At 69.9% G+C, this 17113-nt stretch carries 14 protein-coding genes; 6 read left to right on the top strand and 8 right to left on the bottom strand.

Features of this window, described 5'->3' with window-relative positions:
- Window positions 1-228 precede the first annotated feature (228 nt).
- The 5 genes from KL771_RS08015 to KL771_RS07995 form a co-directional block, all read right to left on the bottom strand.
- A complete protein-coding gene (locus KL771_RS08015) occupies window positions 229-1014 on the bottom strand; it encodes a hypothetical protein (RefSeq protein ID WP_261968020.1) in 786 nt (261 codons plus the stop codon).
- A 214-nt stretch (window positions 1015-1228) separates the two neighbouring features.
- Entirely contained in the window at window positions 1229-2086 is an 858-nt protein-coding gene (locus KL771_RS08010) for a DUF937 domain-containing protein (RefSeq protein WP_261968019.1), read from the bottom strand.
- A 73-nt stretch (window positions 2087-2159) separates the two neighbouring features.
- A complete protein-coding gene (locus KL771_RS08005; protein ID WP_261968018.1) occupies window positions 2160-2420 on the bottom strand; it encodes a hypothetical protein in 261 nt (86 codons plus the stop codon).
- Window positions 2421-2506: 86 nt separating this feature from the next.
- Window positions 2507-3847: a S8 family peptidase gene (locus KL771_RS08000; protein ID WP_261968017.1), complete on the bottom strand. Its 1341-nt coding sequence runs from the start codon at window positions 3845-3847 to the stop codon at window positions 2507-2509.
- 81 nt (window positions 3848-3928) lie between these two features.
- Entirely contained in the window at window positions 3929-5317 is a 1389-nt protein-coding gene (locus tag KL771_RS07995; RefSeq protein ID WP_261968016.1) for a glutamate--cysteine ligase, read from the bottom strand.
- A gap of 404 nt (window positions 5318-5721) precedes the next feature.
- Between KL771_RS07995 and KL771_RS07990 the strand changes: the two genes are divergently transcribed.
- Both KL771_RS07990 and KL771_RS07985 read left to right on the top strand, forming a co-directional pair.
- Entirely contained in the window at window positions 5722-7419 is a 1698-nt protein-coding gene (locus tag KL771_RS07990) for a molecular chaperone HscC (RefSeq protein WP_261968015.1), read from the top strand.
- A 3-nt stretch (window positions 7420-7422) separates the two neighbouring features.
- Window positions 7423-9336: a hypothetical protein gene (locus tag KL771_RS07985; protein ID WP_261968014.1), complete on the top strand. Its 1914-nt coding sequence runs from the start codon at window positions 7423-7425 to the stop codon at window positions 9334-9336.
- A 41-nt stretch (window positions 9337-9377) separates the two neighbouring features.
- Here the strand turns inward: KL771_RS07985 and KL771_RS07980 are convergent, their stop codons facing one another.
- Both KL771_RS07980 and KL771_RS07975 read right to left on the bottom strand, forming a co-directional pair.
- A complete protein-coding gene (locus KL771_RS07980) occupies window positions 9378-10133 on the bottom strand; it encodes a 16S rRNA (uracil(1498)-N(3))-methyltransferase (protein WP_261968013.1) in 756 nt (251 codons plus the stop codon).
- A 174-nt stretch (window positions 10134-10307) separates the two neighbouring features.
- Window positions 10308-11279, bottom strand: coding sequence for a quinone oxidoreductase family protein (locus tag KL771_RS07975; protein ID WP_261968012.1), 972 nt, complete (start codon window positions 11277-11279; stop codon window positions 10308-10310).
- 89 nt (window positions 11280-11368) lie between these two features.
- Between KL771_RS07975 and KL771_RS07970 the strand changes: the two genes are divergently transcribed.
- Both KL771_RS07970 and xseA read left to right on the top strand, forming a co-directional pair.
- Window positions 11369-12232 (top strand): LysR family transcriptional regulator, encoded by an 864-nt coding sequence (locus KL771_RS07970; protein ID WP_261968011.1) that lies wholly within the window; start codon window positions 11369-11371, stop codon window positions 12230-12232.
- Between the two features lie 46 nt (window positions 12233-12278).
- A complete protein-coding gene (xseA, locus tag KL771_RS07965; protein WP_261968010.1) occupies window positions 12279-13886 on the top strand; it encodes an exodeoxyribonuclease VII large subunit in 1608 nt (535 codons plus the stop codon).
- A gap of 58 nt (window positions 13887-13944) precedes the next feature.
- Here the strand turns inward: xseA and KL771_RS07960 are convergent, their stop codons facing one another.
- On the bottom strand, window positions 13945-14871 hold the full coding sequence (locus KL771_RS07960; protein WP_261968009.1) for a DMT family transporter: 927 nt from the start codon (window positions 14869-14871) through the stop codon (window positions 13945-13947).
- Window positions 14872-15162: 291 nt separating this feature from the next.
- On the opposite strand from KL771_RS07960, the gene KL771_RS07955 reads away from it, so the two are divergent.
- Together KL771_RS07955 and KL771_RS07950 are read left to right on the top strand one after the other, a co-directional pair.
- The gene (locus KL771_RS07955) at window positions 15163-15867 is read left to right on the top strand and encodes a sulfotransferase family protein (RefSeq protein WP_261968008.1); all 705 of its coding nucleotides are present in this window, start codon (window positions 15163-15165) and stop codon (window positions 15865-15867) included.
- Window positions 15868-15883: 16 nt separating this feature from the next.
- Window positions 15884-17041, top strand: a complete 1158-nt coding sequence (locus KL771_RS07950) for an acyl-CoA dehydrogenase family protein (RefSeq protein ID WP_261968007.1) — start codon at window positions 15884-15886, stop codon at window positions 17039-17041.
- Window positions 17042-17113: the final 72 nt, after the last annotated feature.

Here is a 17113-nt window from a genome sequence, read left to right as displayed (position 1 = left end):
CGCCGACCCGCGCCAGAGGCCCGTCCGCTCCCCGGACGGGCCTCTATTGCTTTCAGGAAGGACCGGGGCCCGTCCGCTCCCCGGACGGGCCTCTATTGCTTCTCGGTAAGGACCGAGGCCCGTCCGCTCCCCGGACGGGCCTCTCGTGTTTCCAAGAGGGATTGGTGCCTGTCCGAGGGACGGACGGCCTTCCGTCGTTTCGAGGCCACGCCCGTGCCCCGCGGCGCGCTACGAGGCAGACCGCCCGTCGTTGCGTGCCGCCGGCCTGGCGGCGCCCGAGCGCCAGGTTGCGGCCTGGGCGGCCAGGGCGGCGGCGATCGCCGCTGCGAAGCCTCCGGCGAGGCCGAGCGGCTCCAGAAGCAGCGCGGCCGTCGCCAGGAAGGCGGCGAGCGAGACCATGCCGATGATCAGGGCGCGCAGCAGCACGGCCGCCACGGCGCCGCCCTGCCAGAGATGGGATGAGACGCCGAGGATCGCGCTGACCACGGGAAAGAGCGTCATCGGACCGCTCCAGGCCGGTCCGAGCGGCGCCGCGATACCGGTCACGGCGACCGTCAGCGCCGCCCCGGCGATCATCCGAAAGGCCAATGCTCCGGCCGTCAGCGGCGGCGCCGAAAGCGGCACGTCGGGCTTCGGGATCGCGTGCGGCCCCAGAAACAGGGCGCCGAGCGCGATGGCGAGACCGAGCGGCACATGGTGGGGCAGGCCGGAGACCAGAAAGGCGATCACAACCCAGATCACGACCGCACCGGCCAATGCCGTCACCGGGCCGCGCCCGGCCAGCGCCAGGCGGCTGTAGACGGTGTTGAAGGCGACCGTACCGGCCAGAGCCGGCAGTGAGGCCGTCGCCGAGGCCGCGCCGAAGGCGGGTCCGCGCTCGAGGGCGAGCAGGAACAGGATCGGGCCGGCCATGACCGGAAGGCCGGCGAGCCATCCCGACGCGCGCGGTCCGAATCGCATTCCGACCCACGAGACGACGAGCAGCGTGGCCGGGACCAGGACGAGCTTGAGCATCGGACCTTTCAGGGGGAATCGGCAGGTGGGCAGGTAGGCAATGGGCAGAGTGAGCAGTGAGCAGTGGGCCGTGGACAGTAGGCCGTGGGCGTATCGCGCCGGGCGATCGCGGGGTCGCGGCGATCACGGCTGCCGCGGAGACGGCCTCCGGGTCGTCCGCCGGTGACGGGGACGCGGCCTCAAGGCGCCGTGCCATTGCGCCGGCGAACAGGGATCAGCGCTTCTGGCTCCAGAACTGGTCGAAGATCTGCTCGAAGGCCTGGATCTGGCTCGCCTGCGCCTCCTGGCCGGCCTGGAACATCTGGCCGATGAAGGCGCCGAGTTCGTCGGGCGCGGCCTCCGGCTCCGGCTTCTTTTCCGGGCGACCGCGGTTGAAGCCGCGCACGAAGGCGCCGAAGGCCTCCTCCATCAGCGTCTGCGGTCCGGCCGGGTTGGGCGCGCGCTTGAGGAAGTCCTCCATGGTCTCGGTCTCGCCGGTCGGGCGCGGCACGGCCTTGGCAAACTGCTGGACCAGGCTCGCGAAGGCCTCGGTGCCATTGGCGGCGCCGTCGCGCATCCACTTCTGCATCATGTCGCCGAAGCCGGCATAGCTGTCCTGGGCGCGCGCGGGATCGAAAAAGGCGGCGACCATCCGGGCGACCGGATCCTGCGGCAGCGAGGTGCCGAGACCGCCCATCAGCATGGCGGCGACGGCCGGCATCATCGATTGCAGCACCTGCTGGCCGACCCCGCTCATCGCCGCGATCCGGTCGGCGACCGCCTTGGTCACCTCGTTGGACCCGAACATGGCCATGAGCGCATCGTTGCCGGCCTTCATGGCTTCCGGCGTGAAGGCCTGCATGGCGTCGAGATAGGGGTTGCGCGGCTGGGCGGCCTGCCCGGTCATCAGGCCGAACAGCGCCTGAAGCGCCTTCGGATCGGTCATCTGGCGCTGCATGGCCGCGGCGAAGGCCGGCATCATGGCGTCCACGGCCGCCCGCGACTGGTCCGGCGAGATGCCGAACTGCCGCGCCAGGTTGCGCATCGCCTCGCCGCCCTGGGCTTCGAGCAGGATCTTCGTGAAATCGAACATGGATTCGCCCCCCTGACGCCGGGCGTGATCATCGGCCCGGCCGCGGGTCTCGTCAAATCCAGCGAAAGGCGAATCACAGGAGGCCGTCGGCCACCACCTGATCGACGCTCTCGAGCTCACGAATCTGGTCGGCCACCTCGGAATTCGAACGAATCACGAGCGCACCGATGTCGAGCGCATCCTCGAACCGCACCTGGCCGACGAGCTTCTTGGCTTCAAGCACCGACTCGATATCGTGCCGGACGGCCTGCAGCGCAGCCCGCTGCCGCGCCAGCCATTCGCGCGTCCCAAGCCCCGGCTCCTGGTCGGCCAGCTTTGGCAGGACGAGATACAACTCGCCATCCCGTTGGGCCGGACTTCCCGGCAAGGGGCGCACCGTCCCCGCTTTTGCCATTGCGGCCATGAGCCACCATCGGTCCGTTACGGATTCGTTTGGAAAGCGGCCAGTCCCGCTTCCGCTCCTTGTGTCGACTTGCCGAGGTAGATGGCGGTCGACCTTATCATGTCAATGATGGCAGATACCGGTTCGTTCGGATAGGCGGACCGATAGAGGGTCGCGATTCCGGCCACATACGGGGCTGCCATGCTGGTTCCGGACATCCGCGTATAGAGCGAACGGCCGTCCACGTCGCGCTCCACGGCGGATAGGACATTCACTCCGAAGCCCATGATGTCCGGCTTCTTGGTCCCGCCGGTCGTGCACGACCCCGAGAAATCGGCCGTCCTTCCGAAGGCGTCGACAGCCCCAACGGCGAGCACCTCGTCAAATGCGGCCGGGAATCCGCAGGTCCCGGGACCTTCGTTGCCGATCGCGGATACGACCAGAATATCGTTGGCGATCAGGTTCTTGATCATGTACCGGATCGTTGCGAGGCGCGTCTTGTGGCCTTTCTCGTCAACGTTGTCGACAGCCGGAAAGCCCAGGGAAAGATTGAGAACCGCCGGGACCGCAGGGTCCAGCTTGAGATGGCCGAGCATCCAGTTGAGACCATAGACCGTCCGGACCATGCTGGTGCGCATGGTTTCGCTTTCGATGACGCTGGCGCAATGCAGAAGAGCGCCCGGTGCGACCCCCACCTTGCGTCCCGTCAGAATGCCGGCGACATGGGTGCCGTGCCCGTCGGTATCGAATCCCCGGACGATGCGCGGCGCCTCTCCGGCCCCGGGATAGTAGCCGATGTGCCGGAACAGGACGCGTCGTCCGCGGAATTCGACATGGTCCGCGTCGACACCCGTATCCAGAATGCCGACGGCAACATTGTCGCCCCGGATTCCGCTCCTGTGGGCCTGCAGCGTTCCGCTCGCTTCCCGCATCTCCCGGTCGGCTTTCGCGTCGGTCGTCCTGAAATGGCGCTTCTGGAACTCGGTGTAGCGCAGCCCGGCCGATGGCATGGCCAGATCGAAGTCGTCGACCACGACAAAGTCCGAGTCGATGGCGGAGGCTGCATCCTTCAGCTTTTCCATGTCGCGCGATATCACCATCATCGCGTTGATATTGTTCAGAGATTTCACAACCCCGTCAGCTGTGCCTTGCGTCAGCCGGGCGAAAGCGAACTGATCGCCGTCCGCGTCGAGGGCCAGACGACCGAGTGCGCTTTTCATGCGGAGCGCCGATGCCGCCAACTGGGTGGCCGGCTCGATCGCTTGCGCGGCTTTGAAGCGCGCCCCGCCCGTTCCGAAGCTGCCATCACCTTCCAATGCCAGCATCGCCGTTTTGGGCACGATGATGGCGCGCTTCAATCGCGCGGTGTCGGGCTCCATGCCACCCTCGATCTTCCTTTTGGGAAATCACGATATAAGATTGCATGGAGACGGGCAGCAATTCAAGGCTGTGCTTTCGCCTCAATAGGCGTACTCGGCGAAGACCTGGTTCACGTCGCCGTTCCAATCCTTCTCGTACTGGCGCAGCATGCGCTCGGCGAGGGTTTCGCCGGTGGCGACGATCTCCTCCAGGGGGGCGAGATAGACGGTCTCGTTCTCGGAGATGTCGACCGGCGCGCAGGGGCCGAGGCGGTTGCGGCGCGCGAGGCCCTTGCGCGACAGGGCGACGGCCTCGCGCGCCACGTCGAGCAGCGTGCCGCTGCGGAACGGCGTCTTCAGCGCCAGGCGAGGCGCGGCGTCGCGCAGATATTGCCGTTCCTCGGCGCTCCAGTCGGCGACCAGGGCCAGCGCCTCGTCGAGTACGCCCTCGTCGTAGAGGAGGCCGACCCAGAAGGCCGGCAGCGCCAGGAGCCGCCGCCAGGGGCCGGCATCGGCGCCGCGCTGCTCGATATAGCGCTTCAGCCGAACCTCCGGGAACAGCGAACCGAGATGGTTGACCCAGTCGCCGATCTCCGGGACCACGCCCGGCAGACGGTTGCGCAGCGCGCCTTCCAGGAACTGCCGGAAGGTCACGTCGGTCGCGTCGTGGTAGGTGTCTTCCCGCTTGATCAAATACATCGGCACGTCGAGCGCCCATTCCGCATAGGCTTCGAAGCCGAAGCCGTCCTCGAAGGCGATCGGCAGCATGCCGGTCCGCGCCGCGTCGGTATCGCGCCAGACCTCCGAGCGGTAGGAGAGGAAGCCGTTCGGCTTGCCGTCGAGGAACGGCGAGGAGGCGAACAGCGCCGTCGCCACCGGCTGCAGGGCCAGCGAAACGCGCATCTTGTTGCGCATGTCGGCTTCGGAACCGTAGTCGAGATTGACCTGCACGGTCGAGGTGCGGAACATCATGTCGAGCCCCTTGCCGCCGACCTTCGGCATGTAGGCGCTCATGATGCCGTAGCGCGACTTGGGCATGACCGGGGTTTCGGCACGCGACCATTTCGGGCTGGCGCCGACGCCGAGGAAGCCGATGCCGAGCGGATCGCCGATCTCGCGCACCTGGGCGAGATGCGAGAAGGTCTCCCGGCAGGTATGGTGCAGCGTCTCCAGAGGCGCGCCGGACAATTCGAACTGGCCGCCGGGCTCCAGGCTGATGGCGCCGCCGCCGACCGGGTCGGCGAGACCGATGATCGCGTCGCGATCCATGATCGGTTCCCAGCCGAGCAGCCCCTCCATGCCCTCGAGCAGCTTGCGCACGCCGCGCGGCCCCTCATAGGCGACGGGCGACAGGTCGTCCGTATGAAAGCCGAATTTCTCGTGCTCGGTGCCGATCCGCCAGCGGTCCTTCGGCTTCGAGCCCTTCTCGAACCAGGCATAGAGCTGGTCGCGGTTCTCGATCGGGACAGCGTCGACGGTGTCACGCGCCATGGGTCGGCTCCTGGACGACGGCCGGTTCAAGGCCGGCGGTCCTGATGCTGGAATCCGGCGGACGCCGGACGGTCGGGGGCGGCACCATAGCGACAGGGCCGGGAGCCGACAAACGCGTTTTCCTCAACGGCCCGTTTCGCAGCGCTGCAGTATCGGGCCGGCTGCGGCAGGGCCGGGCGGCTGCGGCCATGCTCTTCCAATCGGCTTGGCAGCCTCGGCGCTGGAGCTTCGCGGAGGAGCCCCTTAGAGTGGCGGGCGAACGGTCGCCTGGGGCCGCCCGCCTGCCGACGGATCGGCCCGACCCGTCGAAGGCGAGCGGTTTCGGTCGTGAAGAGATAGAATGCTCCTGCCGCCGGCCGGCATCGGGAGGTTCGAGCGGCCGGGACGGAATGGACGGATCACGCATGGCCATCGTCGGCATCGATCTCGGGACCACCAATTCCCTGGTCGCGGTCTGGACCGCGACGGGACCCGAACTGATACCGAACGCCCATGGCGATCTGCTGACGCCCTCCGTGGTCAGCGTGGTCGACGGCGAGGTGCTGGTCGGCCGGCCGGCCTCCGAACGCCTGATCACCCGGCCGCAATCCACCGTCGCTGCCTTCAAGCGCTGGATGGGCACCGACAAGCTGACCCGGCTCGACGGCCGGCCGTTCCGGGCCGAGGAACTGTCCGCCCTGGTGCTCGGCGCGCTGAAACGGGATGCGGAAGCCCATCTCGGCGAGGCGATCACCGAGGCGGTGATTTCGGTGCCGGCCTATTTCAACGACCTGCAGCGCAAGGCGACCATGACGGCGGCCCGCCTCGCCGGACTGCATGTCGAGCGGCTGGTCAACGAACCGACCGCCGCCGCGCTCGCCTATGGGCTCGGCGAGGTCGAGGAGGCCCAGTTCCTGGTCTTCGATCTCGGCGGCGGCACCTTCGACGTCTCGATCCTCGACAAGTACGACCAGGTCATGGAAGTGCGCGCCACCGCCGGCGACAACTATCTCGGCGGCGACGATTTCCGCGATCTCCTGATGGCGCATCTGGCCGAGCGGCACGGGCTCGACCGGACGAAGCTGGCGGCCGGGGATCTCTCGCGCTTCACCCGCTTCGCCGAGAGCCTGAAGATCGAGCTCAGCGCCAAGACCACCGTCGCCTACACGTTCGAACTGCCCGGCCAGGTGGTCGAGGGGCGCATCGAGCGGTCCGAATATGAGGATGTGGTGCGCCCGCTGCTGCGCCGCCTGCGCACGCCGCTCGAACGGGCCATCTCGGATGCCCGGCTCGATCCGCGCGAGATCGCCCAGGTGGTCATGGTCGGCGGCGCCACGCGCATGCCGGCGGTGCGGTCCCTGGTCGGCCGCCTGTTCGCCCGCCTGCCGCTGACCCATCTCAATCCCGATCATCTGGTCGCGCTCGGCGCGGCCGTTCAGGCCGGCCTGAAGGCCCGCCACGCCGCCCTCGACGACGTGGTGATGACCGATGTCTGCCCCTACACGCTCGGCATCGCCGCCCTGTCGTCTCAGCGCGGATCCGGCGGTGAGCCGGTCACGGTGCCGATCATCGAACGCAATTCGGTCGTGCCGATCAGCCGGTCGCATCCCTTTACCACCGTCCAGGACAACCAGACGCAGATCCGGTTGGAGGTCTATCAGGGCGAGAATCTGAAGCCGGAGAACAACGTCAATCTCGGCGCGCTCGAGGTCGAGGTGACGCGAGCCAAGGCCGGGCACGAAACCGTCGAGGTCCGCTTCACCTACGACCTGAACGGCGCGCTGGAGCTGGAGGCGACCGTGCAGTCGACCGGCAAGGTCTGGCGCCGGGTGTTCCAGAACCGGACCGGGCTCAGCGACGCCGAGATCGACAAGCGCTTCGCCGAACTGGCCGCCCTGAAGCGGCCGCCGCGCGACCAGGCGCCGAACCGGCTCCTGATCGAGCGGGCCGAGCGCATCTATGCCGAATCGCTGGGCGAGCGGCGCGAACTGGTCTCCGGCGCGCTCCGGGAATTCATGATGGCGATCCAGGACCCGACCAACGCCCATCCGGACCGCGACCGGGAGGCCTTCGCCAAGCTGCTCGATCGCTTCGAGACCGACGTGTTCCGGGACATCGACTGATCCATGTGGGCGCACGACCTGCTCGGTCTTCCGGTGGATGCGGACGAACGTGCCGTGAAGCGCGCCTATGCGGCACGGCTCAAGGTCACGCGCCCGGACGACGATCCTGCCGCCTTCCAGCGTCTGGTCGAGGCGCGCGACGTGGCCCTGCAATGGGCGCGCAACGGCTGGGGCCGTCCCGACCCGGACGATGTTGACGAAGATGACGACGACGGCGATGCGATCGCGGCGATGGAATCTGCCGCAGACGCGCCCGGGCCGGTCCCGCAGCCGCCGGCCGCCGATGCCCTGCCGACGGGACCGGACCCGCAAATCCATGGCAGGATCGAGGGGCCGCCTCTGGCGGACGGGCTCGTAGGGCCGCCTTTGGCGGATTGGCTCGAGGGACCGCCTCTGGCGGATCGGGCCGACGACGATCCCGCCGGGTCGGGCCGCCGCCCCGCGCCCGAGGCCGAGGGCACGGTGGTCTCCCGGCTCGGCGACGAGGACGATCGCGCCCCGCCGGAGACCTCCCGGCTGGAGGATCGGATCGAGACCATCGTCCTGCGCATGGCCGAAGCGGGAGCCCCGACGGCTCCGCCCGAGCCGGCGCGCGCCGTTCCGGAGCCGGCCGATCCCGGCCCGGATGCCGACGCCGAACCCGAGTTCGATCCGGAGCCCGATACGAGGGCGGACCGGTTTGCGGCGCTGACCGCCGAAGCCGACCGGCTGCTGAACGATCCGTGGTTCGGGCAGGGCGGCGGGCATGCGCCGGCCTGGGAGGCACTGATCGGGGCGGCGGAAGATCTCGACATCACCCAGCGCCTCGCCTTCGAGACCCAGCTGGCGCGCGGCTTCGACCGTCATCTCGGCCGCGGCCGCAACGGCAGCGGTGCGGCGCCGGTCCTGCCCGAACGGACCCGGACCGTGCTGCGGCTGGCCGCGGAAGCGTTCGGCTGGGATCGCGATGTGCGCCGTCTGGCCCGGATCGTCGGCGGGGCCTCCGAGGTCGGCCCGCTGGTCGCGGCCATCGAGGCGCTGACCGGGCCGCCGCCGACGCCACGCCGCGACGAGACCGGTTTCCCGCTGCTCGAACCCTTCGATCTCGAAGCCTATTTGGGCAGCCTGGATCATCCTCTGGTGCGCTATTACCGCCGCGCCCAGCGGGCGGGCCGGCTGGTTCCGTCCTTCTCGCCGCTCGCCTTCGTCCTGCCGGTCTGGTGGGCCGGCCGCAATCGCTACATGCTTTGGGCGGCGGGCCTCTCGGTCCTGTTCGCCGTCGCCATGTCGATGGCGGTCGATCCGCGCCATCCAGGCGGCAACGGGCCGCTGTTCATCGGCCTGGTCGCGGTGATCCTCGCCGGCCGCACGCTGCTGGCCGTCCATGCGCAACAGCTGGAAATCCTGAACGTCACCGACCTGATCGAGGAGGCCGATCGCGAAGCGCAGGCCCGCAACGACAAGCGCAAGACCTTCCTGGCCGCCCGGCGCCCGACCTGGCGGCTCGTCACGGTGCTGTTCGCCGCCGTCTATCTGGTCATGGTCGACATGTTCATCGTCGCCATGGCGATCGATGCGGCCGTCCTGTCCGAGCCGCGCATCGAGCGGCTGATGCCGGAGGCCAATCCGGCCCGCCTCGATACCCGTCTGGGGGCCGTCCTGTGGCGCGAACATCGCGAACGCAGCCTCGCCAGCATGGTCCGCGTCCTGAAGGAACTCGGTGCCAAGGCGAACAGCCCGGCCGATCATGCCGCCGTCGAGGCGCTTCGGGCCGACCTGCGCACCGTCTATCCCGAGGGCTGGCATCCTGACTATCCGGCACGATCGGCCGATTTCGAGCGCCGCCTGGACGCCTTGCGCACCAGCATCGACCGCGGCACGAACGGGTCCCCAGCACCACCTGATAACGCCGACCGGCCCCCCGGCCCGCCGGCCTGACGGTTCGTCGTCCCGGATGCCCGGCCGCCGGCCCGGCCGGTCTATTCCGCCCAGTCGCCGATCGCGGCCTGGACCAGCGCCATCGCGGCGACCGCGGCGGTGTCGGCGCGCAGGATGCGCGGCCCGAGCGGAATCGGCGTGACGAAGCTCTTCGAGCGCAGCACCAGCCGCTCCTCCTCCGAGAAACCGCCCTCCGGGCCGACCAGCACCGCGACGGGGCCACGCGCCAGCCGCGCCAGGACCGGCGCGGGCGCGGAATTCTCCTCGCCCTCGTCGCAGAACAGGATGCGCCGGCCGGCCTCGGCTCCCGGCCAGGTGTCGACCAGCGCCTTGAACTCGACCGGTTCGGCGATGCGCGGGATCGCCAGGATGCCGCACTGCTCGGCCGCCTCGATGACGTTGGCCTCCATCCGCTCCAGATTGATGCGGGAGACCTGGGTGTGGCGGGTGATGACCGGACGCAGCATGCCGCAGCCCATCTCGACCGCCTTCTGCACCATGTAGTCGAGCCGCGCCATCTTGAGCGGGGCGAACAGATAGTGCAGGTCGGCGGAACTGGTCTGCGGCCGCGTCTGTTCGACGAATTCGAGCACGCCCTGCCGCCGGCCCGTCTCGACGATCCGTGCGCGCCATTCGCCGTCCTGGCCGTTGAAGACCAGCAGTTCGGCACCGACATCGAGCCGCAGCACGTTCAGGAGATAGTTCGCCTGTTCGCGCGTGAGATCGATCCGTCCGCCGGCCCGGAGCGGCAGGCGGATGAACAGGCGTTGGAGGCGGTAGTCCTGGCGAGGCGGCATGACGCGACTGATTCGACTTCAAACTTGCAACGCGGCTTGTCTTAGCCGGGTTCGGCCCGGCAGGCCACTGGCGCCATTCCGGGCCGGCCTGCCCGGTCCGGGCGGATCGCAAGCATGGCGGTCACAGACGGTCCGCAACCGGACCTCGCCCGGTTGCCGGAGCCGGCCCGGCGATCACGGGATCAGGAGGGAACAGCCCGCCGTGACGCCGGTCTCCAGGTCGTGTTGGGCACGCGGCGCGTCCTCGAGCCGGTATTCCCGCCCGATGCGGCCGTCGATCACCCCGTCCCGGATGGCGCCGATGACGTCCCGGGTGGCGGCGCGGTAGGTCTCCGGCTCGGCCGCGTAGGCCATGACGCTCGGCCGCGCCAGCGCGATGGATCGGATCGGCCCCAGATCCTCCGCTCTGATCGGCGGAATGGGGCCGGCAGCCTGGCCGACCGACGCGACCGTGCCGAACTTGCGCACGCAGTCCAAGGTGCGGGCCAGCATGGTGCCGCCGATGCCGTCGATCGCGAAATCGACGCCCGTCCCGCCGGTCAGCCGCCGCGTCTCGCCGACGACATCCGCGTCGCGGCCGACGATGACATGATCGGCGCCGTTCGCCCGCGCGATTTCGGCCTTGTCGGGCGACCCGGCCGTGCCGATCACGACGCAGCCGCTGCGCCTGGCCCAGCGCGTCAGGATGCTGCCGAGGCCGCCTGCCGCCGCATGGACCAGCAGGGTCTTGCCCGGGCCGGCGGAAAACACGCGGGTGAGGAGCATGTGAGCCGTCAGGGCGCGCAGGAACCCGCCCGCCGCCGCTTTCGTGTCGATGTCGCCGGGCAGCGGTACGGCGCGCCAGCCCGGCAGCACCCGCCGCGTCGCATAGCCCCCCGGGAGGCCCGCATAGGCGATGCGGTCACCGACCCTGAGACCCTGCACCGCCTCGCCCAGGGCTTCGACGATGCCGGTGGCTTCGACGCCGAGCACGGCCGGCAGGGGCAGGGGATAGAGCCCGGTGCGTTGATAGATGTCGATAAAATTCACGCCGATCGCGTCCTGGCGGATCAGGATCTCGCCGGCAGCGGGGGCGGGCGGCTCGAACTCTGCCATACGCAGGTTCTCGATGCCGCCGACGGATATCAATTCCACTTTCCGGTCCATGGTCGGGTCCTCCTCAGGGCACGTCTCGCAGCTGGCGACCCGAGAGGAAATCCCCTATGGCTTCCCGTGATCCGTGAGAAAATTCACCGATGGATTGGGACGACCTTCGCCATTTTGCCGCCCTCGCCGAAGCCGGCTCGCTCTCGGCCGCGGCGCGGCGCCTGGGCATCGAACATGCGACGGTGGCTCGCCGGATCCTGTCGCTGGAGCGCACCCTGGCCGTGCCGCTGGTCGACCGGCGCGGCCGCCGCTGGACGCTGACCGAGGAGGGATTGCGCCTGGCCGCCATTGCCGCGCGCATGGAGGCGGAGGCGCAGGCGGCGCGGCGCCTGGCGGAGGCCACGCGCACCGACCTGCAGGGCACCGTGACGGTGAGCGCACCGCCTGCCGTGGCGGCGGCGATCCTGGCGGCCCCGCTCGTCGGCCTGCAGGCGCGCCATCCGGGCCTGACGATACGCATGGTGGGCGAGGCGCGGACCGCATCGCTCGACCGCGGCGAGGCCGACGTGGCCATCCGGCTCACGCGGCCTGAAAGCGGCGATCTGACCATCACCCGGCTCGGCCGGATCGGCTTCCGCCTCTATGCGAGCCCAGGCTACCTCGCCTCCTGCCTGCCGGCCGAATGGCGCTTCATCGGCTACGACGGCGCGCCCACGCTGCCGCCCCAGCAGGCCGCGCTGGAAGCCTTTGCGGCCGGGCGCCCGATGGCATTCATGGCCAGCAGCCTGGAGATCCAGCAGGCCGCCGCGCGCGCGGGTGGCGGCATCGCGGTCCTTCCCGACTTTCTGGGGCGGGCCGATGCGGGGCTGATCGCCGTCCCGCCGGATCGGCTGATCATCGAGCGCGAGGTCTGGTTCGTGGCGCATAGCGACCTGATGCGCTCGGGACCGGTTCGGGCGGTTCTCGCATGCCTGCGCGCGGTGCCGGACCTGTTCACCGCGGTTCCGGGTTGACGGACGGCCGGCGAGCCGGCAACCCTCGCCCGGGAGGAGCCCGCCCTTGGCCGAACCGCTGCCGAACACCCCCGAATTCACCGTCTCCGAGCTCAGCTACTCGATTCGCCGGACGATCGAGGACGGCTTCGGCCAGGTGCGCGTGCGCGGCGAGATCTCCGGCTATCGGGGACCGCATTCCTCCGGCCATGCCTATTTCGCGCTGAAGGACGAGGGCGCCAAGATCGAGGCGGTGATCTGGCGCCAGGCGATGGCGCGGTTGCGCTTCAAGCCCGAAGAGGGGTTGGAAGTGATCGCGACCGGGCGGGTGACGACCTTCCCGGGCGGCTCGAAATACCAGATCGTGATCGACAGCCTGGAGCCGGCCGGCGCCGGCGCCCTGATGGCGCTCCTGGAGGAACGGCGCCGCAAGCTCGGCGCCGAGGGCCTGTTCGATGCCGGCCGCAAGAAGAAGCTGCCGTTCCTGCCGCGCGTCATCGGCGTCGTCACCTCGCCGACCGGCGCGGTGATCCGCGACATCCTGCACCGTCTCGCCGACCGCTTCCCGACCCGCGTCCTGGTCTGGCCGGTGCGCGTGCAGGGCGAGACTTCGGCGCGCGAGGTGGCGGCGGCGATCGAGGGCTTCAACGCGCTCGCCCCGGACGGCCGCATTCCGCGCCCCGACGTGCTGATCGTGGCGCGCGGGGGCGGCAGCCTGGAGGATCTGTGGGGCTTCAACGAGGAGATCGTGGTGCGCGCGGCCGCGGCGAGCCGCATCCCTCTGGTCTCCGCGGTCGGCCACGAGACCGACTGGACCCTGATCGACCATGCCGCCGACCTGCGCGCGCCGACCCCGACCGGGGCGGCCGAGATGGTTGTGCCGGTACGCTCGGACCTGATCGGCAAGGTCGCCTCACTCGACGGTCGGCTCTGGCAGACCACGGTCCGCTCGATGGAGGCCCGCCGCAATGCGCTGCGGTCGGCCGCCCGCGCGCTCGGCTCACCCGAATCCTTCCTGGCGACCCGGCGCCAGCGGCTCGACCTCGCTGCCGGCCGTCTCTCGCAGGCCCTGGGCGAGGCGACCCGCATCCACGCCACCCGCTTCGCCCGCGCCTCGGCGCGCCTGTCGCCCGATCTCCTGGCGCGCGCCCTGCGGCTCGGCCGGGAACGGCTCGATCGGCTCGGCGAACGCGGCCTGCGTGCGGTCGCGGTGCTCGGCGAGCGTCGCACCGCAGCGCTGGCGCGGCTCTCCGGCCGGCTCCGGGCAGAACCCCTGTTCGCGCGTCTCGAACGCGGCGCGGAACGTTCCGATGGGCTCGGCCGCCGGCTCGACGCGGCTTTTCTGCGCCAAGTCGAGCGTCGCCGCGACCGGCTCGACGCGGCCGGACGCCTGCTGGCGACGCTCTCCTACAAGGCGGTGCTGGCGCGCGGCTTCGTTCTGGTCGCCGGACCCGATGGCCGTCCGGTGCGCTCCGCGGCCGCGCTGGCGCCGGGCGACGGCGTTGCGTTGGAATTCGCCGACGGCCGGGTCCGGGCGACCGTCGATGGCGCCGATGCCGGCGGACCCGCGGGACCCGTGGGCTCTGCCGTCGAGCCGCCCGCACCGGCGAAACCGGTCGCGGCCCGGCCGCGCCGGCGTGAGGTCCGGTCGGGCGAGCAGGGCAATCTGTTCTGAGGACGCGAGAAGTCTGGTCCGACAGACACGGCAGTCTGGCCCCGTCCGCAGTCTCCGCTTAGCGGCGGCGCAGCACCAGGACGTTGCCGCAGGCGACCAGTGCCAGCCCGGCCAGCGCCGGCAGGCTCCAGCGATAGCCCTCGAACAGCGTCGAGATGATCAGGGCGAAGACCGGAAACAGCACCGTGGCATAGCCGGCGCGTCCGGCGCCGATGCGGCCGAGCAGGTTCAGATAGGCCCAGAAGGCGACGACCGAGGAGACCACCGACAGCCAGACCAGCGAGACCAAATAGGTCGCATTCGGCTCGACCGTGAAGGTGGCGCCGCGCGCGACCGCCGCGACGGTCAGAAACCCGGTGCCGTAGGCCATCCCCCAGGCATTGGCCGAGAGGACCGGCACGCCGGCCGCCTGGACCCGGCCGGAGACCTGATTGCCCAGGCAGAAGCAGAGCGTTCCGGCGGCGCAAAGACCGAGCCCGAGAGCCGCTTCCGGATCGAAGGTCTGGCCGTGGATTTCCGGCCAGAACAAGAGCGCCACGCCCGCGAAGCCGAGCAGCGCGCCGGCCAGCGCACGCGGACCGGGCCGGGTGCCGTCGATCGCGAAGCCGAGCAGCAGATTGAAGACGGAGGTCAGCGAGAACACCACCGACAGCAGACCGGAGGCGAGGTGCTGGCCGCCATGGTAGAAGAGCGCGAAATTGGTCGAGAACATCAAGAGGCCCATCAGGGCGAAGCGGCCGTGCGTGCGGACCGGGAAGGCGAGCGGCAGGCCGCGGGCGGCGACCCAACCGAACATCAGGATCGCCGCGAGCAGGAAGCGCCAGACCAAGGAGACTTCCGGCGCCACCACGCCGAGCTGGTTGCGCAGCGCGATCCAACTCGTCGACCAGGCGAAGACCGTTACCGCATAGAGGGCGAGTTCGACCCGGCCGAAGGGGCGGCGCTCGGCAGCGGCGCGCGGCATCGGAGCGGCGGCGGAGGTCACGGACAATGGTTTCGTCCCGGATGGCGACAGCCGGACCGGCTCGGCGCGACCCGCCGCCCGGAAACCGGCTCTGGCTCTTGAAACGGGAACCTGCCCCCCGAACGGACGCTTCCACCCGACGGGGACAGGTTCCGGCGAAGCCCGGATCAGTGCGCCGCCCGACACCCGCTGTCCAGTTCATGTTTTGCAGTCGTCCCATCACCTCCGCTGATGGGTCGGCCGAGCCCGAATCCCTATCGTGCTGCAGCCCGATCGGTTAGACATTCGGGAAACGCGCGGCGGCCAGGCACCATGATCATTTCCCATCGACACCGGTTCATCTTCCTCAAGACCGGCAAGGCGGCCGGCACCTCGATCGAGTTGTTCCTGTCCCGGTTTCTCGGTCCCGACGACATCGCCACGCCGGTCAGCGCGGAGGACGAGCCGAAGCGCGCGCCGCACCGGCCCGCCAACTATCTGCGCGCGCCGGGTCCGCTCGGCTGGAAGCGCTGGGGCGCGCGGCTGCCCGGCATGGTCGGGCGCTGGGCCGGCCGGCCGGACCGGCGGTTCGACTACTACAACCACATCCCGGCCCGGCTCGTCCGGCAATATGTCGGCCACGACGTCTGGTCGGGCTATTTCAAGTTCGCCTTCGAACGCAATCCGTGGGACCGGCAGGTGTCCTCCTGGTACTGGGCGACCCGGCACCAGTCGGAGGCGGCCCGCCCCGACTTCAAGACCTTCACGGCGGTGGAGGGACGGCGCGTGCGCGGCTTCCCGATCTATTCGATCGACGGCACGGTCGCGGTCGACAAGATCGGCCGCTACGAGACGCTCGAAGCCGATCTCGCCGACATTCTCGCCCGCGTCGGCATCGATGCGCCCGTCGACCTGCCGCGTTCCAAGGGTGGGTTGCGCCCGGACGGGGACTATCGCCGCCACTATGACGACGCCACCCGCAGCCTGATCGGCCGCCATTGCGCGCGCGAGATCGCCCTGATGGGCTACGAATTCTGAGCGGAGCCGCCGAGCCATGGATTTCGCCCCGACCGAAGAGCAGAGCCTGATCGCCGAGACCGCCCGGCGCATCGCCGCCGACCGGCTGGAGCCGCTCGCCGCCGGCCTCGATCGCGGCGAGGGCCGCGCCGAGTTTCTCGGCAATCTGCGCGAACTGGCCGCCCAGGGCTTCATGGGCCTCAATGTCCGCGCCGAATACGGCGGCTCGGAAGCCGGCACGATCGCCTTCGCGCTCGCCATCCAGGAACTGGCCGCCGGCTGCGCGGCGACGGCGGTGACCACCTCGGTCACCAACATGGCCGCCGAGGTGATCCAGGCGGTCGGCTCCGAGGAGCAGCGGGCGACCCATCTCCCGCGGATTTGCGACGGCACCTATCCGGCCGCGGCCTTCTGCCTGACCGAGGCCGGCGCCGGCTCCGACCCGGCCGGCATGGTCGCGCGCGCCCGCATGGACGGCAACGAATGGGTGCTCGACGGGGCCAAGCTCTACATCACCTCCGGCGAATATGCCGGGCTCTACATCGTCTGGGCGGTGACCGATCCTGAGGCCCCGAAGGGCAAGGGCATCTCCTGCTTCCTGGTCGAGGCCGGCACGCCCGGGCTGGTCGTCGGCAAGGCCGAGACCAAGATGGGGCAGACCGGCTCGGCCACCAATGAGATCCGCTTCGAGGCCTGCCGGGTGCCGGCTTCCGCCCTGATGGGCCGGCTCAACGACGGCTTCCGCACGGCGGTCGGCGAATTGGCCGGCGGTCGCATCGGCGTTGCCTCGCTCGCCTTCGGCATCGCCCGGGCGGCCATGACGGCGGCTGAGCGCTACGTCAAGGAACGCCGTCAGTTCGACCGCACCATCGCCGACATGCAGGGCGTGCAGTGGATGATCGCCGACCGGGAGACCGAGCTGGAGGCCGCCCGGCTCCTGATCCTGCAGGCGGCCTGGCTGAAGGAGAACGGCCGGCCCTTCGCGCGCGAGGCCTCCATGGCCAAGCTCTTCGCCACCGAGGCGGCCCAGCGCGCCACCTACACGGCGCTGCAGTTGCATGGTGGCGCCGGCTATATCCGCGACCTGCCGCTCGAACGCCATGCCCGTGACGCCCGCATCACGACCATCTACGAGGGCACCAGCGAAATCCAGCGTCTGGTCATCGCCCGCGAGGTGCTGAAGGCGGTCGGCTGAACCGCGTTCGGGCAGGGTTCCGCAGCCGGCATCCGGGATGCTATACCGCGTCTCCCCGGAAGGCGGCCACCG

Source organism: Prosthecodimorpha staleyi (genome assembly GCF_018729455.1).
Lineage (GTDB): Bacteria > Pseudomonadota > Alphaproteobacteria > Rhizobiales > Ancalomicrobiaceae > Prosthecodimorpha > Prosthecodimorpha staleyi.
The sequence above is the reverse complement of the archived record's forward strand: the minus strand, read 5'-3'. Positions and strand labels throughout refer to the sequence as shown.